The sequence below is a fragment of the Streptomyces sp. NBC_00028 genome (genome assembly GCF_045041065.1).
GTDB lineage: Bacteria > Actinomycetota > Actinomycetes > Streptomycetales > Streptomycetaceae > Streptomyces.
The window spans coordinates 9,109,269-9,133,863 of the sequence record NZ_CP108293.1; the positions used below are offsets into that span (position 1 = coordinate 9,109,269).

A 24,595-nucleotide genomic window follows, 5' to 3' on the forward strand; every position below is an offset into this window, starting at 1 on the left:
CCGCTAGCGGGTGGGGGGTTGCGGGGGCGGGTCGGTCCAGGTGGACTCGGCCCGCCCCGTTTCAGCGGGAGTTACTTGGCGGGGAGCTCGACGCCGGTGGCCTTCGCGACGTCCGCGAGCATCTGCTCCGCGGCCTGCACACCGATGCCGGACATCCAGGTCTCGTCCGGCACCTCGAAGACCTTGCCGTCCTTGACGGCCGTGAGGTCCTTCCACACCGGGTTGGAAGTGACCTGCTTCTTCTGGGTCTTGTCGTCGACGTCCGCGGAGGTGACGAAGATCAGGTCGGCGTCCGCCTGGTCGATCTCCTCGGGGCTGACGTCCTTCATCGTGACCTCGGGGTCGTTCGAGACCTGCGAGGCGGGCCGCTCGAAGCCGATGTCGTTCAGGACGACACCGCTGTAGGAGTTGGACTGGTAGAGACGGGTCGGACCGGCGATGAAGCGGACCACGGACGCGGTCGGCATGGTGCCGCCGTCCTTCTTCCTGATGGCCGCACCGAGCGCCTTGGCCCGGGTCTCGTACTCCTTGAGCTTGGCCGCGGCCTCCTTCTCCAGGCCCAGTGCCTCGGCGTGGACCTTGAGGTTCTCCTTCCAGACACCGCCGGTGGTCTCGGTGAAGACGGTCGGGGCGATCGCGCTGAGCTTGTCGTAGACCTTCTCGTGGCGGACCTTCGAGGACAGGATCAGATCGGGCTTGAGCGAGGCGATCTTCTCCAGGTCGGGCTCCAGGAGCGGGCCGACGTCGGCGGTGTCCTTCAACTCGCCCTTCAGATAGGTCGGGAAGCCGCCCTCGGTCTTGAAGTGCGGGGCGACCGCGCCGACCGGGTCGATGCCGAGCAGGGTCACGTCGTCCAGCTCACCGGTGTCGAGGACGACCACCCGCCTGGGCCGGGAGGGGATCTTCACCTCGCCCATGGCGGTCTTGAGGGTGCGCGGGAAGGCACCCGAGTCCGCGGCGGGCCTGGCGGCGGTGGAGTCGTCGGAGTCCGAGTCGCTGCCGCAGGCCGCCAGGGCGGCCGTTCCGACTATCACGGCGAGCAGGGTGGCCAGAATCTTTCTGATTCCGGGCAGGGCGAAGCGCTGGAACATGGGGGGGTTGGTTCTTTCTTCGTAGGTGATGGTCAGGCGGTGGCGGCTGATCGCCGTGCCGCGCTGCTTCTCGGGACGACCAGCGGGGTGCCGGTCTCCGGGTCGGGGACGACCCGGCAGTCCACGTCGAACACGGACCTGACCAGTTCCGCGTCGAGGACGTCCGCCGGGGCTCCGGCGGCGGCGAGCCGGCCGTCCTTGAGGACCACCATGTGGTTCGCGTAGCGGGCGGCCTGTCCGAGGTCGTGCAGCACCATCACCACGGTGCGGCCCGCCTCGGCGTGCAGTTCGGCGACCAGGTCGAGCACGTCGAGCTGGTGCCTGAGGTCGAGGAAGGTGGTGGGCTCGTCGAGCAGGAGCAGCTCGGTGTCCTGCGCCAACGCCAGGGCGATCCAGGCGCGTTGACGCTGGCCGCCGGAGAGCCGGTCCACGGGCTGCTCGCGCAGCGACGCGGTGCCGGTGCGCTCCAGCGCCTCGTCCACCGCCTTCTGGTCGGCGGCCGACCAGGGGCTGAGCAGCCGCTGGTGCGGATAGCGGCCCAGGCGCACGAGCGCCTCGACGGTGATCGCCTCCGGTGTGACCGGCTGCTGCGGCAGCAGCCCCATGCGCAGGGCCAGGCTCCGCGCCGGCATGCGGTGGATGTCGGAGCCGTCGAGGGTGACGGTCCCGGCGGCCGGTGCGAGCAGGCGGCTCAGCCCGCGCAGCAGCGTGGACTTGCCGCAGGCGTTGGGGCCGACGATCGCGGTGACCGCCCCGCCGGGGAGGGTGAGGTCGAGTCCGCCCACGACGAGACGGTCGCCGTAGCGCAGGTCGAGGGACTCGGTGGCGAGCTGGTTGGGCGTGTTCACGGGCGTCTCCGCGGTCATGCGTGGGTCCTTCGTACGGGCGAGCTCTGGCGGAACATCAGCACCAGCAGCCAGGGCGCGCCGAGCGTGGCCGTGACCGCGCCGACCGGCAGCCCCTCGATCGGGAGCAGATGCTGGACCACCAGGTCGGAGGCGAGCAGCAGCACCGCCCCCGTGAGACCGGCCAGCGCGAGGGACACGACCGTCGGCGGTCCGGTGAGGAAGCGGACGATGTGCGGTACGGCGAGCGCGACGAACGTCACCGGACCGGCGAGCGAGGCGGCGAGGGAGGCCAGTACGACGGCGAGGACGAGGAGTTGGAGGCGTGCCGTCGCCGTGTCGAGGCCGAGGGCGCCCGCGGAGTCGTCGCCGAGGTCCAGCACGGCGAGGCGGCGGTGCAGGACGAGGGCGGCGGCGAGCGCGAGGAGCATGGCGCCGCCCGCTCCCCACACCTCCGTCCAGGTCCGCCCGTACACCGAACCGGTGGTCCATTGGAGTGCCGACCCGGCGAGCTCGGCCGGGAAGCGCACGATCATCAGGTTCACGGCCGCGGCGAGGCCCGCCTGGACCGCGAGGCCGGTGAGGACGAGCCGGGTGACGGAGAGCCCGGAACCCCAGGCGAACACGCCGAGCAGCAGGGCCGAGAGGAGTCCGCCGGCCAGCGCGCCCAGGGGGATGAGGGTCTGCGAGGCTCCGGCCGCGATCAGCGCGACCGCGCCGAGCGAGGCTCCGCCGGTGACACCCATGACGTCCGGTGAGGCCAGCGGATTGCGGAACAGCCGTTGCAGCACACAGCCCGCCACGCCGAGCCCGGCACCCCCGACGATCGCCGCCACGGACCGGGGCGCCCGGAACTGCTGCACCACCAGGACGTCGCCGCTGTCGCCGAGCCCGACCAGGGCGCGCAGCGCGGTGCCGGCGGGGATGCGCATCTCACCGGTCGTCAGGGAGAGGGTGAGCAGCACGAACAGGGCGACCAGGGCGCCTCCCGCGAAGAGAGCGACCCGGGTACGGATGCCGCTCATCGGGCCACCTTCCGGGCCAGCAGCGCCAGCAGCGGCGCGCCCAGGAACGCGGTCACGATGCCGACCTCCAGCTCCGAGGGGCGCAGCACCATCCGGCCGAGCACATCGGCCGACAGCAGGAGCAGCGGACCCGCGATCAGACAGCCGGGCAGCAGCAGCCGGTGGTCGCCGCCGAGCAACGGCCGTACGAGATGCGGGGCGGCCAGGCCGATGAAGGCGACCGGCCCCGCCACCGCGACCGCCGACCCGGCGAGCAGGACGACCGCGAGGCCGCCCGCGAGCCGGATCCGGGCCACCGGCACGCCGAGGGACTGGGCCGAATCGTCGCCCAGCGCCAGGGCGTTGAGGGCGGGGGAGACGGCGAGGGCGACGACGATCCCGAGCAGCAGTGTCGGCAGGACCGGCCACAGGGTGTCCAGGGGGCGGCCGGACAGGGAGCCGGCGAGCCAGAAGCGGGCCTCGTCGAGCGTGCGCTGGTTCAGCAGCATCACCGCGGACGTCCAGGAGATCAGGACGAGTTGGAGCACCGTGCCGCCGAGCGCGAGCCGCACGGGATCGATGTCCCCGGCGCGCCGGGCCAGCGCCTGGGCGAACAGGGCCGCTCCGGCGGCACCGGCGAACGCGAACCACACATACTCGACCGGGTCGTTGAGCTTCAGTGCGAAGATCGCGACGACGACCGCGAACGACGCGCCCGCGTTGATGCCGAGGGTCGTCGGCGAGGCGAGCGGGTTGCGGGTGATTGCCTGCGCAACGGCACCGGCGGCACCCAGGGCGGCGCCGACCACGAGGCCGATGACGGTCCGCGGCAGGCGCAGTCCCGTCACCACGAGCGCGTCCCGTCCGTGGCCGTCGCCGAACAGGGCGTCGAGCACCGTTGGCAGTGGCACGGAGCGGGCTCCGAGCGCGAGGCTGAGCGCGGTGCACAGGGTCAGGGCGGCGAGGCCGGTGAGGAAGAGCGGTATGTGCCGGAGGGCACGAAAGGGCACACCTGTGGGGGGTGCGCCCTGTGGGGTCGCAGTCACGAGCGGTGAGCTTAGGTGAGGCTTGCTTTACTTTTCAACTGACTGTGCGAATGCTTTGACGGGCCTTGACGTGGCACTCCCTTGATCAAGCTAAGGTAAGGCTTGCCTATTAAGTCACTCTGCCTCGCTGGAGCACGCCCATGTCCGTGGCCCTGAAGACCTCTCCGGACGGTGCCGTCGCCCAAGCCCTCGGCGATGTCTACCGACGGCTCGCCCACGTCTGCGAGGCGCTGGACGTGCGGGTCGGGAAAGCCGGGCAAGCGGGCGTGACGGCAGCCGACTTGGTGTCCGACTGCACACCGCTCCTCGATGCCTTCGTCGACGCGGAGGCCGCACGCGTTCACGACCGCTACGGTCTGCGTCCGCGTCCGGACGTCGCCGCCTCCCGCGCCCTGCACGACTACGCCTGGACCGTCGGCATGCTCATGGGCGGCGCCTGGTACCTCGAACGCCGCGTCCCCCGCATCCGACCCGAGGACCTCCGTCTCGACCTGGCCTCAGGGGCGTACACCATCACCCCCGGCAGCGAACTCGCCTGCCTCGCCGGAGATCCGATGGCCGCGCACCCAGGCGTCATGACGCTGCCTCAGGAGGACCAACTGCGCGCCCAGTTGCGGATGAGCCTCGCCGACCACATGCGTCCCCTCCTCGCCGCGATCGCCCCCGTCGCGCGCCGCCGCTCCCGCGCCCTGTGGGGCATGGTCTCCGACGACCTCGTCTCCGCCCTGTGGTACCTGGGTCGCATGCTCGGCCAGGAAAGCGCCGCGATCACAGCCGCCACCGAGGTGCTGCCGATCGCGGTGCCGCCGTACCCCAGCGGCGCCGACTTCCGCTACCTCACCGGCGCCGACGGCCGCCGTCACGCCACCCGCACCCGCACCGGCTGCTGCATGTTCTACGCGATCCGCCCCGCCGAGGCCTGCTCCACCTGCCCCCGCACCGGGGACGCGGAACGGCTGCGCCGACTGGAGGGCTAGGCCTCCTCGGGCCCTGTCGGAGCGGGAGCCTCCGGCCTACGGTGAGGCGATGACCATCGACCAAGAGCCCTCCGCCCAGGCGCCGTTGACCGAACTCGGCGCGGCCCAGGCCTCCACCACCCTCCTCGAACGCCTCGCCGAGAAGCTCGGCGGCAAGGCCACCGTCGGTGCCGTGTACGGCGAACCGATCACCCGGGACGGCGTCACGGTCGTCCCCGTCGCCCGCGTCAGCTTCGGATTCGGCGGCGGCGCGGGCCACGAGAGCGGCGCCGCGCGGAGTGCGGACGGCGGCGGTGGGGGAGGCGGGGTCGACGCCAGGCCGCTGGGATACATCGAGATCAGGAACGGGACGGCCGTCTACAAGCCCATCCGGGACCCGTGGGTGGACATCGCGCTTCCGCTCGCGGCGATGGTGGTCGGCATCGTCGGTTCGAAGTCGGCGCGCGCCCTGGCGCGGAGGCGCAACCGCAGCCACTGAGCCCGCAGCCCCGCTCTGCCGCAAGCGCCGTCATCCGAGCCCGCAGGCTCTGCTCTGCCGCAAGCGCCGTCATCCGAGCCTTCAGGCTCCGCTCAGCCGCAAGCGCCGTCACCCGAGCCCGCAGGCTCCGCTCTGCCGGCCACCGCCGTCACCCGACCCCGCAGCCCCCGCTCAGTGGCAAGCGCCGTCACTGAGCCCGCCGTCTCCACTCGGCCGCAACCGCACTCAGTGAGCCCGCGGCTCCACTCGGCCGCAACCGCCCTCACCGCGACCGGAGTTCACTCCGCCGTGGCGAGGAACTGCGTCGCCGCCAGCTCCGCGTACAGCGGGTCGGACGCCACCAACTCCCCGTGTGTGCCCACCGCGCGCACCCGGCCCGCGTCCATCACCACGATCCGGTCGGCCATGGTGACCGTGGACAACCGGTGCGCGACGACGAGGACGGTGGTCGTACGGGCCACGTCGGCGACCGTGTCCCGCAGCGCCGCCTCGTTGACCGCGTCCAGCTGCGAGGTCGCCTCGTCCAGGAGCAGCAGGCGCGGGCGGCGCAGCAACGCCCGGGCGATGGCGACGCGTTGACGCTCGCCGCCCGAGAGCTTGGTGCCTCGATGTCCCACGAGTGTGTCCAGCCCGCCGGGCAACCGGGCCACCAGCCCGTCGAGGCGGGTCGTCTTCACCACGCGCGTCAGCGCGTCGTCGGGCGCCTCGGGGTTGCCCAGCAGCAGGTTGTCCCGCAGGGAGCCGGACAGGACGGGCGCGTCCTGTTCGACGTACCCGATCGCCGAACGCAGCCGCGGCAGCGGCCAGTCGGCGAGGTCGCGGCCGTCCAGGGTGATCGTTCCGGATTCGGGGTCGTAGAAGCGCTCGATCAGTGAGAAGACGGTGGTCTTGCCGGCGCCGGACGGGCCGACGAACGCCGTCATGCCCTGGGCCGGCACCGTGAACGTCACCCCGTGGTGGACGTACGGCAGGTCGTCGGCGTAGCGGAAGCGGACGTCGGTGAAGGAGACCGTGGCGGGTTCGGCGCCGGGGGTGGGCAACGGGGCGGGCAGGTCGGCCGGTTCGGCGGGCAGTCGCAACGCCTCCTGGATCCGGGCGAGGGCCGCGGCGCCCGTCTGGTACTGCGTGATCGCGCCGACGACCTGCTGGATCGGCGACATCAGATAGAAGACGTAGAGCAGGAACGCCACCAGCGTGCCCACGTCGATCGCCCCGGTCGCCACCCGCGCCCCGCCGACCGCGAGCACCGTGATGAAGGCGATCTGCATCGCCAGGCCCGCCGTGTTGCCCGCCGCCGCCGACCACTTGGCGGCGCGCACGCTCTGCCGCCAGGACTCCTCGGCGGCCTCGTGCAGCGTGCGTTCCTCGCGGTGCTCCGCGCCGGACGCCTTCACCGTGCGCAGCGCGCCCAGGATCCGCTCCAGCGAGGCCCCCATCACACCGATCGCGTCCTGCGCCTGCCGGCTGGCCCTGTTGATGCGCGGCACGATCACGCCGAGGACGGTGCCCGCGGCGGCGATGACGACCAGGGTGACGCCCAGCAGCACCGGGTCGACCAGGCCCATCATGACGATCGTGGCGACGAGCGTGAGGCCGCCCGTGCCGAGGCCGACCAGGGAGTCGGTGGTGACCTCGCGCAGCAGCGTGGTGTCGGAGGTGACGCGGGCCATCAGGTCGCCGGGTTCGGTGCGGTCCACGGCCGTGATGCGCAGCCGCAGCAGATACGACGACAGCGCGCGCCGCGCGCCGAGCACCACCGACTCGGCGGTACGCCGCAGCACGTACGAACCCAGGGCTCCCAGCGCCGCGTTGGTCACCACCAGCGCCGACATGACGAGCAACGCGCCGGTGATGGTGCGGTCGTGGGACAGGTCGTCGATCAACTCCCTTGCGACCAGGGGCAGCAGCAGTCCGGTGGCGCCGGTGACCAGCGAGAGCACGGCGCCCAGCAGCAGCGTCCATCGATGCGGCCGTACGTATCCCAGCAGCAGCCGCCAGGTGGGAGTGGCCTGCTCGGGCTCTGCGATGCTCACGGCGCTCCCTCGGAGTCGGTCGGAGCATTCAGGCTACGTCGGCCGCCGTGTGCAGAGCGCGCCAGTTCCGGGTCATGGAGAGCATCAGCGGCCGGTCGGCGCCGCGGGGCAGACACGAGTCGAGCATGCCGGTGAGGACCTCGCCGGGACCGAGTTCGAGATACGTGGTCGTGCCGTCGGCGCGCAGCCGGGTCACCGCGTCCGCGAACCGCACCGGTCGACGCAACGCCCGTACCCAGTAGCCCGGTTCGATGGCCTCGCGGGTGAGGGGCCGGGCCGTCGTGTCCGACAGCAGGGGGATGCGCGGGACGTGCAGCTCCATCGTGCGCAGGGTGCGGTGGTAGTCGGCGAGGATCGGGTCGAAGCGGGGTGAGTGGGGAGCCGCGTCGACGCGCAGGACGTGGGTGCGGCGGCCCCGGGCGGTCCATTTCTCGCACTCGGCGATCACCGTGTCGCGGTCCCCGGAGACGACGACGGACCGGGGCCCGTTGACCGCGGCGAGCACCGCGCCCGGGCCGGGGCGCAGTTCCTGCGGAGAGGCCTCCACCGCGGCCATGCAGCCGCCCGGCGGCAGCGTGCGCATCAGCTGGGACAGCGCGCCGACCGCACGGCAGGCGTCCGGCAGGGAGAACACCCCGGCCGCGTGGGCCGCCGCGAGATGCCCGGCCGAGTAGCCGAACAGCACGTCTGGGCGCACCCCCTGGCTCTCCAGGAGCCGGTACTGGGCGACCTGTAGCGCGAAGATCGCGGGCAGCCCGAAGGCCACCCGGTCCAGGAGCGCCGCCCGGGGCGTCCCGGCGGGCGCGAACATCACGTCCCGCAGCGGCAGGTCGAGGTACGGGTCGAGCCGCCCGCAGACCGCGTCGAGGGCCTCGGCGAACACCGTGGAGGTGGCGTGGAGTTCGCGCCCCATGCCCGGTTGCTGGGACCCGGCCGCCGAGAACAGGAACGCGGTCCGGCCGTGCGGCACCCACGCCGGCGCGTCCTGCGCCCGCGCCTCGGCGAGTCGCGCCGGCACCTCCTCGGCCGAGGCGCACACCACGATCCGGTCCAGGTCCCCGGGATGAACGAAGCCCTCGTCCCGGGCGTGCTCCAGAAACGCCAGCAGCGGGCGGTAGAAGCCGTCCGGGTCGAGCAGCAGACACGGCTTGCGGTGCAGCCCCAACTGGCCCCACGACAGCACCTCGAGGAGTTCCTCCGCGGTGCCCAGCCCGCCCGGCAGCGCCACGAAGGCGTCCCCCGACTCGGCCATCCGCGCCTTGCGCGCGTGCAGGTCCGCGACCACCTCCAGCTCGGTGAGCCCCGTGTGCGTGATCTCGTACGGCAGCATGGCCCGCGGCACCACACCGGTCACCGCGCCCCCGGCGGCCAGGGCCGCGTCCGCGAGGGCGCCCATGAGGCCGGTGCGGGCCCCGCCGTAGACGATCCGGGTGCCCGCCCCGGCGAGGATCCGGCCGAGGCGGGCCGCGGTGCGCAGATGGCCGGGCCGACGGCCCGGGGAGGCGCCGCAGAAGACGGTCACCGTGGTCACGCCCACAGCCCGTACCCCCTGGTCAGGAGGGAGTTGGGGTCGTAGCGCCCCTTGGCGTGGGCGAGGTCGGCCCAGGTCGGGCCGAAGTGGCTCCGCCAGTCCTCGGGCGTCATCGCCAGCGCGCTCACGGGGTGCAGGACGCCGCCGACGGCACGGGCCCGCTCGTACAGGGCGCGGTTGGCGGCGACCATGCGGCGGACCGCCTCCGGGTCGGCGTGCGGCGCGGTGCGCATCAGGGTGAGCAGGCACAGGAGTTCACCGGCCGGCCTGCGCAGCAGCGGCGCGCGGAGCGCCCGGGCGGTGAGCGGGCGCAACTGCACCGCTCCGCAGGCGCGCAGGCCCCGCTGCTCGGGCTCGGCGAGGATGCCCGGGACGAACGACTCGGCCACCTCCTCGGGGAGCAGCAGTGCGAGCCACGGGTGGGGGCGGTCCCACTCGCCGGTGGCACGCAGGAGCCGTTCGTCGCGGTCCGGGCGGTGCAGATACTCCGCGTACGACAGGTCCTCGATCTCCTCGCAGTCCCGGTCGTGGCCGAGGTCGCCGATCAACAGGTCGTCCACGCAGGGGAGTTCGCCGCCGTGCGGGGCCACGGCCTCGATCATGTAGCGCCAGCCGCCGCCGAGGGCCGGGCGGGCCCGGCCGACGACATGGGTGAACCGGCTGTCGCGGGCGAGGCGCCGCTGGTCGGAGAAGTAGGTGCCGGGATCGTCGTGGTAGAGGCGGTAGCGGCGGACCAGCCCGGGGGCGGGCTCCAGCCGGAGGGTGGCCCGCAGGATCAGCGCGCACTGGCCAAGCCCGGCGAGGACCGCGCGGAACAGGTCGGCGCGCTGACCCTGCGAGCAGACCAGCCGCTCGCCGCCACCGGTGACGACCTCCACCTCCGTCACCCAGTCGGCGACGAGCCCGCACCGATGGCTGGAGGCGCCGAGACCGCCGGTGCTGAGCACCCCGCCGACGCTGGCGCCGAGATGGTCGGGGAGGACCGGGGGAACGAGCCCCACGGCGAGCGCGGCGCGCACGACCTGGTCCCATGTCGCGCCCGCCCCGGCGACCAGCGTCCGCTCGCCCGGTACGCAGCGCACCTGGTCGAGGGCGCCCATGTCGACGACGTATCCACCGTCGGCCCGGCCCTGCCCGTACGGGGCGAGTCCGCAGCCGCGGGCCGAGACCGGCAGCCGGTGCCGGTCGGCGAAGGAGACGAGGTCCCGGACCTCGGCACCGGAACGCGGCGCAAGGACGTCGAGCGGCCGTGACGCGACGATGTGGCCGAAATCGTGCACGGCGAACGCCTCGCCGGCGCGGATCGTATTCATGCCGCACGCTCCACCGTGGCTGTCGCGACTGCCGCTGCGATCCCTGGTCCGGAATCCGCTGTTCGGCTTTCGAAGATTTCGGAGAACACGCGGTGCTGGAGAAATCCGTGCTCGGCGTGCCGTTCGGCGATCAGCGCGGCCATCCGGTCCAGAACGTGCGGGGAGGGCGGCCGTTCGCCGATGTCCGAGACATTGATGCCGTACTTGGCGCAGCATTCGAGGACCGCTTCGAAACCGTTGACGGACGCCGCGAGCCACCGCTGCCGTGGCTCGCGCCACAGGGTGGCGAGTTCGTCGAGGAGACTGCGGCCGGGCGCCTCGGGGGCGAGCATCTCCTGCGCCCGGCGGGTCAGGGCGGCGATGTACTCGGCCCGGTCGGGCGGGGCGAGGAGGCGGACCGTCAGCCGCCAGTCCAGCCCCGCCCGCCGCGCGGCCAGCTCCCGCAGCAGCGAGATGGAACCGCCCTCGACGATCACCCGCCGATGCCGGCCGCCGAGCCGCTCCACCAGCGCGACCAGCGCGTCCGCCGCCGCCGTCGCGCACAGGTCTCCGTCGGCGAAGGTGCGGTCCCCGAGCCAGTAGCGGCGCACTCCCGGGACGTCGGCACCCGCGCGGGCGCTGGTGGTGGCCAGGTCGGTGAAGCACTGCAGGCGGTCGGCGACCACCACCGGGGCGCCGCTCTGCCGGGCCAGTGCGGTGGCCGCCGCGCTCTTGCCGACTCCGGTCGGCCCGGCGATGAGATGAACGAACGGACGTGCCGTGGGACGTGTGTCGCTCGGGATCATGGCGGATGTTCCCTTTCACTCCGGGGCTGAGGAGGGACGGCTCCAGCACATCGCGAAAGAACGCGGCGCAGAACCAGGCGGACATCTGGACCGGGCAAAGAGACATCCACCTTCCTGTGAGGTTGTTAAAGGTTGAATTTCGCGGGGTGGAAGGGCCCAAGGACGGGGAATCCAGGGCCATATGAGAGACCGTCGAGTTGTTTCCTAACGAATTCTTGACGCGTCGACAGGAAATTCTCACCAGGAGGTCCGCCCGTGCAGTCCGACATGCTTGTCGCCGCCACCGAGTCCCTCCCCGAGCAGCGGCCGGGAGGCGGCACCCTGCTCGTGGGATACGGCGCCGTGGAGGAGCTGACCCGGTTCGCCGCCACCCCCGGCTGGACCGTGTACGCGCCCGGGCACCCCGCCGAGGTGCGCAGGATCATGTTGACCGCGGTACGGCGCGGACAGCGGGCGTACGTACATGTCTCCGCCGAGTCCAACGCCGAGCCGCGCTGCGCCGGGGACGGTTTCGAACGCGTACGGGAAGGACTGGGCGGCGTGGTCCTCGCGGTCGGGGCCACGCTCGACCCAGTACTTCGCGCCACCACCGGGCTCGACGTGACCGTGCTCTACACGACCGCCGTCCGTCCCTTCGACGAGATCGGTCTGCGGACGGCCGCGCTGGCCGCCGACCGGGCGGACGTCGTCCTGGTCGAACCCGGCCTGCCGGGGACCTCGGCCCGGCACGTCGCCGAGACACTGGTCCATGTACCGCACCGGCTGCTCGCCCTGGGCGGCGCGGACGCCCGGGACGAGCCGGCCCTCGGGAGGGCCGTACGGGACTTCCTCGGATGAGCCCGCAGAGCAGTGCTCCCGTCCCGTTACTGATCGGTTACACGTAGGGTCGAGGGGAGAACGGACAGGGCCGACGGAAGGGTTTCACCACCATGGCGCAGGAAGTACGCGGCGTGATCGCACCGGGCAAGGACGAGCCGGTCCGGGTGGAGACCATCGTGGTGCCCGACCCGGGCCCCGGCGAGGCCGTGGTGCGGATCCAGGCCTGCGGGGTCTGCCACACCGACCTGCACTACAAGCAGGGCGGCATCAGCGACGACTTCCCCTTCCTGCTGGGCCACGAGGCCGCGGGCGTGGTGGAGTCGGTGGGGGAGGGTGTCACCGACGTGGCCCCCGGTGACTTCGTGATCCTCAACTGGCGTGCGGTGTGCGGGCAGTGTCGTGCGTGTCTGCGCGGGCGGCCCCAGTACTGCTTCAACACGCACAACGCCAAGCAGAGGATGATGTTGACGGACGGCACCGAGCTGTCGCCCGCCCTCGGTATCGGCGCGTTCGCCGAGAAGACACTGGTCGCGGCCGGCCAGTGCACCAAGGTCGACCCCTCGGTCTCCCCGCAGGTCGCCGGCCTGCTCGGGTGCGGGGTGATGGCCGGGATCGGCGCCGCGATCAACACCGGCAACGTCGGCCGCGGTGACACGGTCGCCGTCATCGGCTGCGGCGGCGTCGGCGACGCGGCGATCGCCGGGTCGAACCTCGCGGGCGCGGCGCGGATCATCGCGGTGGACATCGACGACCGCAAGCTGGAGAAGGCCCGCACCATGGGCGTCACCCACACCGTCAACTCGCGCGAGACCGACGCGGTGGAGGCGATCCGCGAGCTGACCGGTGGCTTCGGCGCCGACGTCGTCATCGAGGCGGTGGGCCGCCCGGAGACCTACAAGCAGGCCTTCTACGCCCGTGACCTCGCCGGCACCGTCGTCCTCGTCGGCGTACCCACCCCGGAGATGAAGCTGGAACTGCCGCTGCTCGACGTCTTCGGCCGTGGCGGCGCCCTGAAGTCCTCCTGGTACGGCGACTGCCTGCCCAGCCGCGACTTCCCCATGCTGATCGACCTGCATCTGCAAGGCCGCCTGGACCTGGAGGCGTTCGTGACCGAGACCATTGAACTCACCGACGTGGAGAAGGCGTTCGAGCGCATGCACCACGGCGATGTCCTGCGCTCGGTGGTGGTGCTCTGATGCCCGGTGCCCGCATCGAACGCCTCGTCACCTCCGGCCAGTTCAGCCTGGACGGCGGCACCTGGGACGTCGACAACAACGTGTGGATCGTCGGCGACGACCAGGAGGTGATCGTCATCGACGCCGCGCACGACGCCCAGGCGATCGCCGAAGCCGTCGGCGACCGGCGCCTGACGGCCATCGTGTGCACCCACGCCCACAACGACCACATCGACGCCGCGCCCGCCCTGGCGGACCTCACCGGCGCCACGATCTGGCTGCACCCCGACGACCTGCCGCTGTGGAAGCAGACCCACCCCGACCGCGACCCCGACGCCCACCTCCTGGACGGCCAGGTCATCGAGGCGGCGGGCGCGGATCTGCGGGTCCTGCACACGCCGGGGCACGCTCCCGGCGCGGTCTGCCTCTACGACCCCGGGCTCGCCACCGTCTTCACCGGCGACACGCTGTTCGCGGGCGGACCGGGGGCCACGGGGCGGTCGTACAGCCACTTCCCGACGATCATCGACTCGATCCGCGACCGGCTCCTTGAGCTGCCGCCGGAGACGAAGGTCCTGACCGGTCACGGCGACTCCACGACCATCGGCGCGGAGGCCCCGCACCTTCAGGAGTGGATCGCCCGCGGCCACTGAAATTCCCCGGGACCCAGGGCACGTCACGGCTAGGCTCGCCTGTCATGACCACCGATGAGCTCGCGAACCTCCATGGCGTCACCGTCCTGCGCTGCACCCCTGACGGCCCTCCGCTCGACGGCGAGCGTGCCGCGCTGGATCTGATCGGTGACGCCATGGGACGGGGCGCAGACGTGGTCGCCGTGCCCGTGGAGCGCGTCGCGGAGGAGTTCTTCCGGCTGCGGTCCGGCGTCGCCGGGGCGGTCATGCTGAAGTTCGTGAACTACCGGGTGCGCCTCGCCGTCGTGGGGGACGTCTCCCGCCACCTGGGCGAGAGCGCGGCCCTGCGTGACTTCGTCCGCGAGACCAACCAGGGCGGGCATGTCTGGATCGTCGCGGACGACGACGAGCTGGGTGAGAGGTTGCGCGCGGCCGGGTGACCCGGCACGGAAAGCTTTGAAAGGCGACAGAAGATGTCCGGCTTACCCGGCACCGTTGAGTGGACAGCAACGGTCGTACGGGAGGTTCGGACATGGCAGCACAGCCACTGAAGGGCAAGGTCGCGCTGGTCGCCGGGGCGACACGGGGAGCCGGACGGGGCATCGCCGTGGAACTCGGGGCGGCCGGCGCCACCGTGTACGTGACGGGGCGCAGCACACGCGAGGGCCGCTCCGAGTACGACCGCCCCGAGACGATCGAGGACACCGCGGACCTGGTGACCGAGGCCGGCGGTGACGGGATCGCCGTCCCCACCGACCACCTCGAATCCGCACAGGTCCGCGCCCTGGTCGACCGTGTCGCCGACGAACAGGGACGCCTCGACGTCCTCGTCAACGACGTCTGGGGCGGCGAGCGGCTCTTCGAGTGGGACAGTCCCGTATGGGAGCACGACCTCGACAACGGGCTGCGGCTGCTCAGGCTCGGCGTCGAGACCCACGCGATCACCAACCACCACGCCCTGCCCCTCCTCCTGAGGCACCCCGGCGGCCTGGTCGTCGAGATGACCGACGGCACCGCCGAGTACAACGGCGTCAACTACCGCAACTCCTTCTTCTACGACCTGGCCAAGTCCTCCGTCCTGCGGATGGCCTTCGCGCTCGGCCATGAAGTGGGCCCGCGCGGGGCCACCGCCGTCGCCCTGACGCCGGGCTGGCTGCGCTCGGAGATGATGCTCGACGGTTTCGGCGTACGCGAGGACAACTGGCGCGACGCCCTCACCCAGGTCCCGCACTTCGCCATCTCCGAGACCCCCCGCTACGTCGGCCGCGCCGTCACCGCCCTCGCCGCCGACCCGGACGTGTCCCGCTTCAACGCTCGCTCCCTCTCCAGCGGCGGCCTCGCGCAGGTCTACGGCTTCACCGACCTCGACGGCAGCCGCCCCGACGCCTGGCGCTACCTCGTCGAGGTCCAGGACGCGGACAAGCCGGCCGACGTCACCGGGTACCGCTGACGCGCGACGCCGCCTACGGTTCGGCCGCATGACACGTTTCGAGGGGTACGGAGTGCTCGTCACCGGCGCCGCCCGCGGCATCGGCGCCGCCACCGCCCGGCGGTTCGCCGCGGAGGGCGCACGCGTGCTGGTGACCGACAGGGACACCGAGGCGGCGGAGAAGACCGCGGCGAGTCTGCGGGAGGCGGGCCTGGCTGCGGAGGCGTACGGCTGCGATGTGGGCGACCGGGCGGCGGTCGAGGCGGCCGTCGCCCACGCGGCCGATGCCTTCGGAACGCTCGACGTCCTGGTCAACAACGCCTTCCACTGCACCCCGGACGCCCCGCTGTTCGAGGACGAACCCGACGAGGTGTGGTCGGCCGACCTCGACATCACCCTCACCGGCGCCTACCGCTGCTGCCGGGCCGCCCTTCCGCATCTGGCCGCCTCCGGTCGCGGCGCGATCGTCACCGTGGGCTCCGTCAACGGCCTCGCGGACTTCGGCAACCACGCCTACAGCGCCGCCAAGGCGGGCCTCGGCTCCCTCACCCGCACCGTCGCCGCGCACGCCGCCGAGCGGGGCGTCCGCGTGAACCTCGTCGCACCCGGCACGGTACGCACCACCGCCTGGCAGGGCCGCGACGACGAACTCGCCCTCCTCAGCCCGCTGTACCCCCTCGGCCGCGTCGGCGAGCCCGAGGACATCGCCGCCGCCATCACCTTCCTCGCCTCCCGCGACGCCTCCTGGATCACCGGCACGACCCTCGTGGTGGACGGAGGTCTCACCGTGGGCGACTCCGGGTTCCGGCTCGCCCGGCGCACGCCCCCCACCGCGAAGTAGCGCTAAACATTCGCTGTAGATCTTTTCACTTGTCCTGCGCGGACGGCGTCGGGCAGCGTTCTCGTGTGCCCGACCTCCAGCCCGACGCCGACGTCCCCGCACGGTCCGACTCGCCCTGGCGTACCGCCGACTTCCGCACCCTCTTCGCCGCGAGCGCCCTCAGCCAGCTCGCCACGAACGTCAGCTACGTCGCCGTCCCCCTGATCGCCGTCGCCGCCCTCGACGCCGGCCCTGGACAGGTCGGCGCGCTGGCCACCCTCGGCACGCTGGCGTTCCTGCTGATCGGGCTGCCCGCCGGCGCCTGGGTGGACCGCATGCGCCACCGCCGGGTGCTGATCCTGGCGGACCTGGCCCGTGCCGTCCTCTACGCCTCCGTCCCGCTCGCCTGGTGGACGGACACGCTCACCCTCGGCCAGCTCTACGCCGTCGTCCTGCTCAACGGCGCCGCGACCGTCTTCTTCGACGTGACCTCCCAGAGCACGCTGCCCCGGCTGGTCGGCGGCGAGGTCCTCGTACCCGCCAACGCGGCCATGGTCGGTCTCCAGGCCGTGGGCAACGTCGCCGGGCGCGGCGCGGGCGGCGCCCTGGTCCAGTTCCTCACCGCCCCCGTGGCCGTGCTGTGCACCGCGGTGACCTACCTGGCCTCCGCGCTCCAGCTCACCCGGATCCGGCATTCGCGGGAACCCGCGGGACGGGAACGGCGGGCGACCTTGCGGGCGCAGATCGCCGAAGGCCTGCGGCACGTCTTCGGCAACCCGGAACTGCGCGCCCTCGCCCTCACCGCCGCCCTCACCAACCTGGGCATGCAGATCGTGAACACCATGCTGCCCCTCGTGTTCGTCCGTGAACTCGGCCTGCCCGCTGTCGCGTTGGGTCTGTTCTGGGCGGCGGGCGGCCTCGGCCTGCTGCTCGGGGCCCGCTGCGCCCGCCCCCTCGCCGGACGGCTGGGCTACGGCCGGTCCCTCGGGCTGGTCGGTGTCGCCCTGGCGCCCGTCGCGCTGCTGGTGCCCCTGGTCGACCGGGGCCCGTGGCTGTGGGTCGCCGGCGCGGGCTGGACGCTGGCGCTGTTCAAGACCGGCACGGACAACGTCCTCGGTGTCAGCCTGCGCCAGCGGATGACCTCGGACGAGCTGCTCGGCCGCATGAACGCGACTTTCCGCTTCGTGCTGACCGGTGCGCTCGCCCTCGGCGCCGCCGTCTCGGGCGTACTCGGTGAACTGGCGGGAGTGCGCGTGACGTTGTGGGCCGGCGGGGCCCTGCTGGCGACGGCCTTTCTGCCGGTCTACCTCTCGCCGGTCCGTGCGCGCCATGAACTCCCGGACCGCGCCCCGGTCACAGCACGCGCGCCACAGCCCCGATGATCCGGTCCACGTCCTCCGCCGACGTACGCCAGTTGCTGAACGCCGCCCGCAGCCCCGGAGTGCCGTCGTAGACGGTCGGGGTCACGAAGACCTCGCCCGTCTCGGCGAGCGCGTGGGCCAGCGCGGCGACCCGTTCGCGCGTCGGCGGCGTCGGCTCCTCGGCCAGGGTGAAGCAGACGACGTTGAGCCGGACCGGCGCGAGCAGCCGCAGCCCGTCGAGAGCGGCCACACGCTCTCCGAGATCGCGGGCCAGTGCCACGTTCCGCTCGACGATCTCGCGGTGCCCCTGGCGGCCGTAGGCGACCAGGGAGAACCAGGCCGGCAGAGCGCGCAGCCGCCGGGAGTTCTCCGGCGTCAGATGCACGAAGTCGGGCTCGCCGACCGGCAGTCCGAGATACGGCGACGCGTTGTGGAACACCGCCACCTGAAGATCCCGGCGCCGGGTGAACTGCACGGCCGCGTCGTACGGCACGTTCAGCCACTTGTGCAGATCGACACAGACGGAGTCGGCGGCGTCGAGACCGTCGACGAGAGCGGCATGCGAGGGGGAGAGCGCGGCGAAGCCGCCGAACGCGGCGTCCACGTGCAGCCAGAAGTCGTGCCGTTCCTTGAGCGCGGCGATGGCCCGCAGGTCGTCGAAGTCGACGGTGTTCACCGTGCCGGCGTTCGCCACCACGATCGCCGGGCGGCCGTCCAGCTCGGACAGCGCCCGGTCGAGGGCGGCGACGTCCACGGCCTCCCGGTTGCCGGCCAGCACGGGCACCGACCGCAGCCGGTCGCGGCCGATGCCGAGTACGGACAGGGCTTTGCCGATGCTGGAGTGCGGGCTGCCGGACAGTACGTCGACCGGGCCGAGGGCGGCGGCGCCGTCCCGGGACACGGACACGCCGAGCCGCTCGCCCAGCCACTCACGGGCGATCGCCAGACCCACGGTGTTGGACGTGGTCGCCCCGGTGACGAAGGCCCCGCTGTGCGCCTCGCCCAGCCCGAACAGCTCCCGCAGCCAGCCGACCGTCTCGCGCTCCAGCGCCGTCGCCCAGGAACCGGCTGCCCCCGAACCGTTCTGGTCGTAAGCGCCGGTCAGCCAGTCCCCGGCGACCGAGGCGGGCGTCGCGCCACCCGTGACGAAGCCGAGGTAGCGCGGGCCCGCGGAACCGGAGAAACCCGGCGCCCACCGCTCGGCGAACCGCGCCAGAGCCGCCTCGCCCCCGGCACCGGCGCCGGGCAGCGCCTCGGGCACGGGTGCCTTGTCGAGCTGTACGACCGGCCGGTCGGCCAGTCCGGCCAGCTCCTGTACGGCCAGGTCGCGGGCGGAGGAGAGGAGTTCGGGGAGCCGGGAGAGGTCGTCGGCGAGAGTGCGGTGCATGCAGGGGAGCGTAGGGGAGGGGCGGTGACGGAAGTCTGGTCCACTTGGGCGAAACTGGACCGATGACGACCGGACCGGCCCCGCGGCAGAGCGGCCCACCCGTTGACGACCGGGCCGTGCCCATGACCCCGGGTTTCGCCGCCACCCTCGGACCCTGGCGTGAGCGGCCCGGACCGCTCGCGCGTTCCCTCTCGACCGCCGTCCGCGAGGCCGTCGTCGACGGGCGGCTGCCCGCCGGTACCCGGCTGCCCTCCGAGCGGGAACTCTCGCGGGTCCTGAGTGTCAGCCGCGGCACCGTCGTCGCCGCCCTCACCCTGCTCCGTGACGACGGCTGGCTGCACACCCGGCACGGCAGCGGCAGCCAGGTCCGTCTCCCGGCCCGGCTCACCGAGCGCACCACCCCCTGGTCCCTGGACCGTGGGGGAGCGGGCGACGCGGACCTCGACCTCACCCTCGCCCTGACGTCCGCACCCCACGAGGCCTACCTCGCCGCCCTCGGCCGGGCCGCCGAGCGCAGCGCCGCCCTGCTCGTCGACTCGGGCGCCGCCACGGCGGGCCTGCCGCGCCTGCGGGAACTGCTGGCCGACCGGTACACCCGGGACGGCCTCGCGACCCGCCCGGAGCAGATCCTCGTCACCTCCGGCGCCCAGGCCGCGCTCACCCTGCTCCTCGATCATCTGCACACCGACCGTCGTCGTCCCGTCGCCGTGGAGAGCCCGTCGTACCCGGGTGCCCTGGCGGTCCTCCGCGGCCGCCGGGCGCGTCTGCTGCCGGTGCCGGTGACCTCGCAGGGGGGCTGGGACACCGGTCATCTCGCCACCGCCGTACGCACCCAGAGCCCCCGGCTCGCCTATCTCGTCCCCGACTTCCAGAACCCCACCGGCGCCCACATGGACGCCGCGACCCGCGCGGAGATCGCCCGTCTGCCCCTGACCGTCATCGCCGACGAGACCATGCGCGACCTCGACCTCCGCACCCCGCCCGGCACCGAGCCCCACCTGTCCGGACCGCGCGTGATCCAGATCGGCTCGGCGAGCAAGACCCTGTGGACCGGCCTGCGGATCGGCTGGATCCGGGGCACCGCCGATCTCGTACGACAGCTGCGGCGCAACCCGCTCCAGCCGCAGCTGTCGCCACCACCCCTGGAGCAGCTCATCGCGGCCGAGATGCTGGGCGAGGGGCTGCCCGCGGTCCTCGCGGACCGCCGGTCCAGGCTGCGCGCCCAGCGCGACCACCTGGCCGAACTCCTCGACGGGACCGGATGGACGTACACCGTCCCGGACGGCGGGCTGTCGCTGTGGCTGCATCTCGGCACCACGCCCGCGACGGCGCTCGCCGCCCGCGCCGCCCGGCAGGGACTGGCGGTGACACCCGGGCCGCACTTCGCCGCCGACCGCACGACGCTCACCCACCATCTGCGCCTGCCGTTCACGGCGACACCGGACGTCCTCACCCGGGCGGTGGGGCTGCTGCGGCGCTGTCACGAGCAGGAAGTTCACCGTTTCGTCACAGCCTGAACCGGCATACAACCGCCGCGCCCGTACACCGGTCAAACAGGGAGATCGCACCGGACACGCACCGCGTCGTACAGGAAAGGCAAGGCCCACCATGGGGGACATACGCAGACGAGGGGCCGTCGCCCTCGCTCTCACCGGACTGGCCGCACCGCTCACCCTCGCGCTGGGCACCGCGCCCGCGCAGGCGGCCACGAGCTGCACCACCCAGACCGGCCCGTACCAGAAGCAGGTCGAGAAGTTCCTCGGGCTCACGGTCGACGGCAAGCAGTCGACGACCGACTGCAAGGCCATCCAGGCCTTCCAGAACAAGCACGGCATCACGCCGAACGCCGGCTACGCGGGTCCCGTCACCTGGGGGGTGATGGACCTGATGAAGAAGCAGAAGGCGGTGGGGAACAACCCCAACAAGGACGGCAAGTGCCCGACCAACAAGGGCCGTATCGCCTGCGTCAACCTCACCCTCCAGCTGAGCTGGATCCAGGACGGCAACAGGCTCGTCTACGGGCCCGTCCCGGTGCGCACCGGCCGCAACGGCTACGAGACCCGCACCGGTCTGAAGAAGATCTACTGGCGGGACATCGACCACGTCTCGAACATCTACAACGTGCCCATGCCGTACAGCCAGTTCTTCGACGGCGGCCAGGCCTTCCACTCGGTGAACCTCAGCATGTGGAACCCGCCGGGCTCGCACGGCTGCGTCAACATGACGAAGACGACCGCCAAGAAGTACTGGTCGTTGCTGAAGACGGGCGACGACGTCTTCGTGTACGGCCGCAAGCCGGGCACCTGATCGGCCGCCCGGCCCACGGCGTAGGCGTGTTACCGCGGCGCGTCCCCGAAGTCCGGGATCTCCAGCCGTACCCCGCCCTGCCGCGCGGACTCGTGCGCGACGATCCCCGGCAGGGTGTAGCGGGCCGCCACCCAGGCGTTCACGGACGGCAGGGTGCGGGAGTTGACCGCGGTGACGAAGTCGTCCACCAGGAAGTGGTGGCTGCCCTCATGGCCGTTGTGCAGGTGGTCGAACTCCCGCGGCAGCCGGGAGCGGTCGTGCACCGGGGCCGAACCGGAGGTGAAGGCGGCCCGGAGGTCCGGCGCGATGTGCTGGAGTGACGGGTCGTCAGGAGCCATGGTGGGCTTGGGCTCCAGGAGTTCGCTGATGTCCTGCACGCCCTTCTTGTCCTGCCACAGCGCGAACGTGGCGAGCTGCTCCATGCTCGCCTCCGTGCCGAAGAACCGGAAACGGGACTCACGGATGTGGGACGGGTAGCCCACCCGCCGGAACTCGTTCGTACGGAACGAACCGCCGCCCGCGACCTCGAACAGCGCGGTGGCGTTGGAGAAGTCGTTGCCGAACTGACTGACCTCCTTGTCGAAGACCCCGTCCCCGCGGTCGTCCACGACCCCGATCGCCGACACGCTCACCGCGTGCGTCTGCCAGGCGCCGAGCACCCCGCCCACCGCGTGCGTCGGGTACAGCAGCGGGGGATAGCTGGCCGTCGCCTTCCAGTTGTCGCCGCCGCTGTACTGGTACGCCTCGTAGAAGCCGAGATCCATGTCGTGGACGTAGTCGCCCTCGGCGTAGAAGAGCCGCCCGAAGGCGCCCTCGGCGATCTGGTTGCGGGCGTGCACGGTCGCCGGGTTGTACTGGCTGGTCTCGCCCATCATGTACGTCAGCCCGGTCGCCCTGACCGCGTCGATGATCGCCGCGATCTCCTCGGTGGTGATCGCCATGGGGACCGCCGAGTAGACGTGCTTGCCCGCGTTCAGGCCCTGGAGGACCAGCGGGCCGTGCGTCCAGCGCTGGGTGAAGATCGCGACCGCGTCGACCGCCTCCGACTCCAGCATGGCCTGGTACGAGGGGAAGGTGCCCGACAGGCCCTCGGTGGCGGCGAGTTGCTGCGCGCGCTCGGGGAGGAGGTCGGTGACGTAGACGTCGCTGACGCCCGGGTGGGCCAGGAAGAGCTTGGCGAACTGGCCCGAGAACTGCCCGGCGCCGACGATGCCGAGGGAGAACGTCATGGAGGAGATGCCTTTCACTACTGAGGTCACTACCGGCCTCACTACTGGCCGAGGATGAAGTTGATCTGGTCGTTGGTCTTGGTCAGGCCGCTCACCGGGGCGTCGTTGGCGAAGACGTCCTGCATGGCCGGGCGCATCAGCGCGTACACGTCCGCCGCGTAGTCGGTGACCGGGAAGGCGAACGTCCTGGCGTGCCGCTTGTCGGTGACCGGCTCGGTGAAGGCGGACACGTCGATGCCCTTCTTCCGGTACGCCGCGACGGCCGCGGCGGTGCCGTCAGGGGTGGCCGGGAAGACGATGCCGTAGCGGCCGACGGTCTTCTGGCACTCGTTCGAGGCCAGGTACTTCACCCACTTCTTCGCGCCCTCCTTGTTGCGGGCGTTCTTGGTGACCGAGTCGGCGAGGCCGTTCATCATGGTGGCCCGCTTGCCGCTCGGGCCGGTGGGGGTGACGGCGGTGCCGACGTCGAGGCCCTTGGTGCCGTAGTACGTCGAGATCATCCAGGCGCCGTCGAAGGCGGTCGCCGCCCGGCCGGAGGCCACCTGGGCGTTGGCCGGGTTCGCGCCGTCGGTGTAGTCGGTGAAGGGCGCGAGATAGCCCTTCTTCGCCAGCCCGAAGTACCAGTCGATCACCGACTGGAAGGTCCTGCTGTCGTACTCGTAGGCGTCGCCCCAGCGGGCCTTGTCCGTGTAGTTCCAGCCCGCCGAGCCGGTGAACGGGCTCCAGGTGGTCTGCCCGTCGGCGTCGCCCGCGCCGCCCGTGGCGAGGCCGTACACCTCGACGTGGTGCTTGTCGAAGCCCGGTTCGTCGCCGCGCCTGCCGTTGCGGTCGACGGTCAGATGCGCGATGGCCTTCTCGAAGGTGCCGCCGTCCTTGGGGTTCCAGGACAGGGAGTTGAGCTGGTCGGCGGTGAGGCCGGCGGCTCCGGTCAGCTTCTTGTTGTAGAAGAGGGCGACCGTGTCCCAGTCCTTGGGGGCGCCGTAGCGGTGCCCGTCCTGGCCGACCCAGTTCGCGCCGAGCCCGGTCTGGTAGGTGGAGTCGTCGATGCCCAGGTCGTCCAGTGGTTCGAGCACGTTGAGGTCGGCGAACTGGCCGAACTTCTGGATGTGGTCGGTGAAGACGTCCGGCTCGGTCCCCGCGATGAAGCTCGCGGTGAGCTTGGTCCAGTAGTCGGCCCAGCCCATCTGCGTGATCTTGACGTTCAGGCCCGGGTTCTCCTTCTCGAAGCCCTTGGCGCAGGCCTGGTAGGCGGGCAGCTGGTTGGCGTCCCACAGCCAGTACGTCACGGAGTTCGCGCCCGAGCCGGCGGCGCCGCCCTGCGCGCAGCCGGAGACCAGGGACAGCGTCAGCGCTCCGGTGAGCGCCATCACGGTTCGAATTCGCATGCCTGGCCCCTTACTTGACGCCGGTGAAGCTGATGGTGCTGACGATGCGGCGCGCGAAGACACCGAAGAGCAGCAGCATGGGAAGGGCCGCGATGAGAGTTGCGGCCATCAGGCCGGACCAGTCGTAACCGGTCTGCGGGGTCTGCGCCCGGAAGATGGCGAGCGCCACGGTCAGCACCCGCGAACTGTCGCTGTACGACACCATCAGCGGCCAGAAGTAGTCGTTCCAGGAGGTGATGTACGTCAGCACGCCGAGCGTGAGGATCGGTGTGGACGCCATCGGCAGCATCACCCGGAAGAAGATCCTGATCTTCCCGGCGCCGTCCAGCAGCGCGGCCTCCTCGACCTCGCGGGGCACGTTCATGAAGAACTGCCGCAGGAAGAACACCGCGAACGGCGTCATGAACATCGTCGGCAGTGCGATGCCCAACAGGTTGTCGATCAGGCCGAGTTGCTTGATGAGCACGAAGTTCGGCAGCAGCGTGAAGATGGTGGGGACCATCAGGCCCGCCAGGAACAGCCCGAACATCTTGTCCCGGCCACGCCAGCGCAGCCGGGCGAACGCGTAGGCGGCCATCGCGGAGAAGAAGATCTGGCAGACGGTGATCAGGGTCGAGACGACGACCGAGTTGATCAGATAGCGCCAGAACTTCAGCCCGCCGCCCGATCCGCCCTGGGCGATCGCCTCCTCCGTGGACTGGAGTCCGAGCGCCCGCTCGAAGCCGCCGGTGGTGAAGTCGACGGGCAGCGGGTCGCCGGGGTGGGCGGCGAGCGCGGTGTTGGAGGACAGCGCGGTGCGCAGGATCCAGTAGAACGGCAGCAGCGTCACGAGCACGATCGCGGCCATCACCACCCAGGCCGCGATCCGGCCCACTGAGGGGCGGCGCCTGAGCGGTCGTACGGACACAGGACTCGTCGTTGCGGTCACAGCGGCCATGTCGGTGTCTC

The 24,595-nt window shown here is 71.9% G+C and carries 23 protein-coding genes; 11 read left to right on the forward strand and 12 right to left on the reverse strand.

Annotation, left to right across the window (positions count from 1 at the left end; genetic code table 11):
- Positions 1-71: 71 nt before the first annotated feature.
- The 4 genes from OG885_RS41270 to OG885_RS41285 are packed head-to-tail and all read right to left on the reverse strand — an operon-like array spanning position 72 to position 3,986.
- Entirely contained in the window at positions 72-1,091 is a 1,020-nt protein-coding gene (locus tag OG885_RS41270) for an ABC transporter substrate-binding protein (protein WP_405741340.1), read from the reverse strand.
- 32 nt (positions 1,092-1,123) lie between these two features.
- Entirely contained in the window at positions 1,124-1,957 is an 834-nt protein-coding gene (locus OG885_RS41275; protein WP_405741343.1) for an ABC transporter ATP-binding protein, read from the reverse strand.
- Positions 1,954-2,961, reverse strand: a complete 1,008-nt coding sequence (locus tag OG885_RS41280; protein WP_405741346.1) for a FecCD family ABC transporter permease — start codon at positions 2,959-2,961, stop codon at positions 1,954-1,956. The genes OG885_RS41275 and OG885_RS41280 overlap by 4 nt, the downstream gene beginning before the upstream one ends.
- Positions 2,958-3,986: a FecCD family ABC transporter permease gene (locus tag OG885_RS41285; protein ID WP_405741349.1), complete on the reverse strand. Its 1,029-nt coding sequence runs from the start codon at positions 3,984-3,986 to the stop codon at positions 2,958-2,960. The genes OG885_RS41280 and OG885_RS41285 overlap by 4 nt, the downstream gene beginning before the upstream one ends.
- Before the next feature lie 140 nt (positions 3,987-4,126).
- Between OG885_RS41285 and OG885_RS41290 the strand changes: the two genes are divergently transcribed.
- Positions 4,127-4,963, forward strand: coding sequence for a (2Fe-2S)-binding protein (locus OG885_RS41290; protein ID WP_405741352.1), 837 nt, complete (start codon positions 4,127-4,129; stop codon positions 4,961-4,963).
- Positions 4,964-5,012: 49 nt separating this feature from the next.
- Complete coding sequence (locus OG885_RS41295; RefSeq protein WP_405741355.1) at positions 5,013-5,441, forward strand: GerW family sporulation protein; 429 nt, start codon at positions 5,013-5,015, stop codon at positions 5,439-5,441.
- Positions 5,442-5,719: 278 nt separating this feature from the next.
- Here OG885_RS41295 and OG885_RS41300 read toward each other — a convergent pair whose 3' ends face one another.
- From OG885_RS41300 to OG885_RS41315, 4 genes are read right to left on the reverse strand one after another with little or no spacing between them, the layout of a single operon-like run.
- Positions 5,720-7,474 carry an ABC transporter ATP-binding protein gene (locus OG885_RS41300; protein WP_405741358.1) on the reverse strand — a complete coding sequence of 585 codons (1,755 nt, stop codon included), beginning with the start codon at positions 7,472-7,474 and terminating at the stop codon, positions 5,720-5,722.
- Positions 7,475-7,502: 28 nt separating this feature from the next.
- Positions 7,503-9,005: a TIGR00730 family Rossman fold protein gene (locus OG885_RS41305; RefSeq protein WP_405741361.1), complete on the reverse strand. Its 1,503-nt coding sequence runs from the start codon at positions 9,003-9,005 to the stop codon at positions 7,503-7,505.
- Positions 9,002-10,318: an FAD-binding protein gene (locus tag OG885_RS41310; protein WP_405741364.1), complete on the reverse strand. Its 1,317-nt coding sequence runs from the start codon at positions 10,316-10,318 to the stop codon at positions 9,002-9,004. Before OG885_RS41310 ends, OG885_RS41305 begins: the two co-directional genes overlap by 4 nt.
- Complete coding sequence (locus OG885_RS41315; RefSeq protein WP_405741367.1) at positions 10,315-11,103, reverse strand: isopentenyl transferase family protein; 789 nt, start codon at positions 11,101-11,103, stop codon at positions 10,315-10,317. The genes OG885_RS41310 and OG885_RS41315 overlap by 4 nt, the downstream gene beginning before the upstream one ends.
- A 255-nt stretch (positions 11,104-11,358) precedes the next feature.
- Here OG885_RS41315 and OG885_RS41320 point away from each other — a divergent pair, with 255 nt between their 5' ends.
- From OG885_RS41320 to OG885_RS41350, 7 genes are all read left to right on the forward strand, one after another.
- Positions 11,359-11,940, forward strand: coding sequence for a transketolase (locus OG885_RS41320; RefSeq protein WP_405741370.1), 582 nt, complete (start codon positions 11,359-11,361; stop codon positions 11,938-11,940).
- 92 nt (positions 11,941-12,032) lie between these two features.
- Positions 12,033-13,118 (forward strand): S-(hydroxymethyl)mycothiol dehydrogenase, encoded by a 1,086-nt coding sequence (locus OG885_RS41325; RefSeq protein ID WP_405741373.1) that lies wholly within the window; start codon positions 12,033-12,035, stop codon positions 13,116-13,118.
- Positions 13,118-13,750 carry an MBL fold metallo-hydrolase gene (locus tag OG885_RS41330; RefSeq protein WP_405741376.1) on the forward strand — a complete coding sequence of 211 codons (633 nt, stop codon included), beginning with the start codon at positions 13,118-13,120 and terminating at the stop codon, positions 13,748-13,750. Before OG885_RS41325 ends, OG885_RS41330 begins: the two co-directional genes overlap by 1 nt.
- A 44-nt stretch (positions 13,751-13,794) precedes the next feature.
- Complete coding sequence (locus tag OG885_RS41335) at positions 13,795-14,169, forward strand: DUF4180 domain-containing protein (protein ID WP_405741378.1); 375 nt, start codon at positions 13,795-13,797, stop codon at positions 14,167-14,169.
- A 92-nt stretch (positions 14,170-14,261) separates the two neighbouring features.
- Positions 14,262-15,179 (forward strand): SDR family oxidoreductase, encoded by a 918-nt coding sequence (locus tag OG885_RS41340; RefSeq protein WP_405741381.1) that lies wholly within the window; start codon positions 14,262-14,264, stop codon positions 15,177-15,179.
- Positions 15,180-15,207: 28 nt separating this feature from the next.
- Positions 15,208-15,999 (forward strand): SDR family NAD(P)-dependent oxidoreductase, encoded by a 792-nt coding sequence (locus OG885_RS41345; RefSeq protein WP_405741384.1) that lies wholly within the window; start codon positions 15,208-15,210, stop codon positions 15,997-15,999.
- 65 nt (positions 16,000-16,064) lie between these two features.
- Positions 16,065-17,360, forward strand: coding sequence for an MFS transporter (locus OG885_RS41350; protein WP_405741387.1), 1,296 nt, complete (start codon positions 16,065-16,067; stop codon positions 17,358-17,360).
- Here OG885_RS41350 and OG885_RS41355 read toward each other — a convergent pair.
- Positions 17,332-18,726, reverse strand: a complete 1,395-nt coding sequence (locus OG885_RS41355) for a pyridoxal phosphate-dependent decarboxylase family protein (protein WP_405741390.1) — start codon at positions 18,724-18,726, stop codon at positions 17,332-17,334. The two genes, OG885_RS41350 and OG885_RS41355, sit on opposite strands and share 29 nt — an antisense overlap.
- 62 nt (positions 18,727-18,788) lie before the next feature.
- Between OG885_RS41355 and OG885_RS41360 the strand changes: the two genes are divergently transcribed.
- Together OG885_RS41360 and OG885_RS41365 are read left to right on the forward strand one after the other, a co-directional pair.
- The gene (locus OG885_RS41360) at positions 18,789-20,243 is read left to right on the forward strand and encodes a PLP-dependent aminotransferase family protein (protein ID WP_405741393.1); all 1,455 of its coding nucleotides are present in this window, start codon (positions 18,789-18,791) and stop codon (positions 20,241-20,243) included.
- A 91-nt stretch (positions 20,244-20,334) separates the two neighbouring features.
- Complete coding sequence (locus tag OG885_RS41365; protein WP_405741396.1) at positions 20,335-21,033, forward strand: L,D-transpeptidase family protein; 699 nt, start codon at positions 20,335-20,337, stop codon at positions 21,031-21,033.
- Positions 21,034-21,062: 29 nt separating this feature from the next.
- On the opposite strand, the gene OG885_RS41370 is transcribed toward OG885_RS41365, so the two are convergent.
- The 3 genes from OG885_RS41370 to OG885_RS41380 are packed head-to-tail and all read right to left on the reverse strand — an operon-like array spanning position 21,063 to position 24,584.
- Complete coding sequence (locus OG885_RS41370) at positions 21,063-22,262, reverse strand: Gfo/Idh/MocA family protein (protein WP_405741398.1); 1,200 nt, start codon at positions 22,260-22,262, stop codon at positions 21,063-21,065.
- A 41-nt stretch (positions 22,263-22,303) separates the two neighbouring features.
- The gene (locus OG885_RS41375) at positions 22,304-23,647 is read right to left on the reverse strand and encodes an ABC transporter substrate-binding protein (RefSeq protein WP_405741401.1); all 1,344 of its coding nucleotides are present in this window, start codon (positions 23,645-23,647) and stop codon (positions 22,304-22,306) included.
- A 10-nt stretch (positions 23,648-23,657) separates the two neighbouring features.
- The gene (locus OG885_RS41380) at positions 23,658-24,584 is read right to left on the reverse strand and encodes a carbohydrate ABC transporter permease (protein WP_405741404.1); all 927 of its coding nucleotides are present in this window, start codon (positions 24,582-24,584) and stop codon (positions 23,658-23,660) included.
- Positions 24,585-24,595 lie beyond the last annotated feature (11 nt).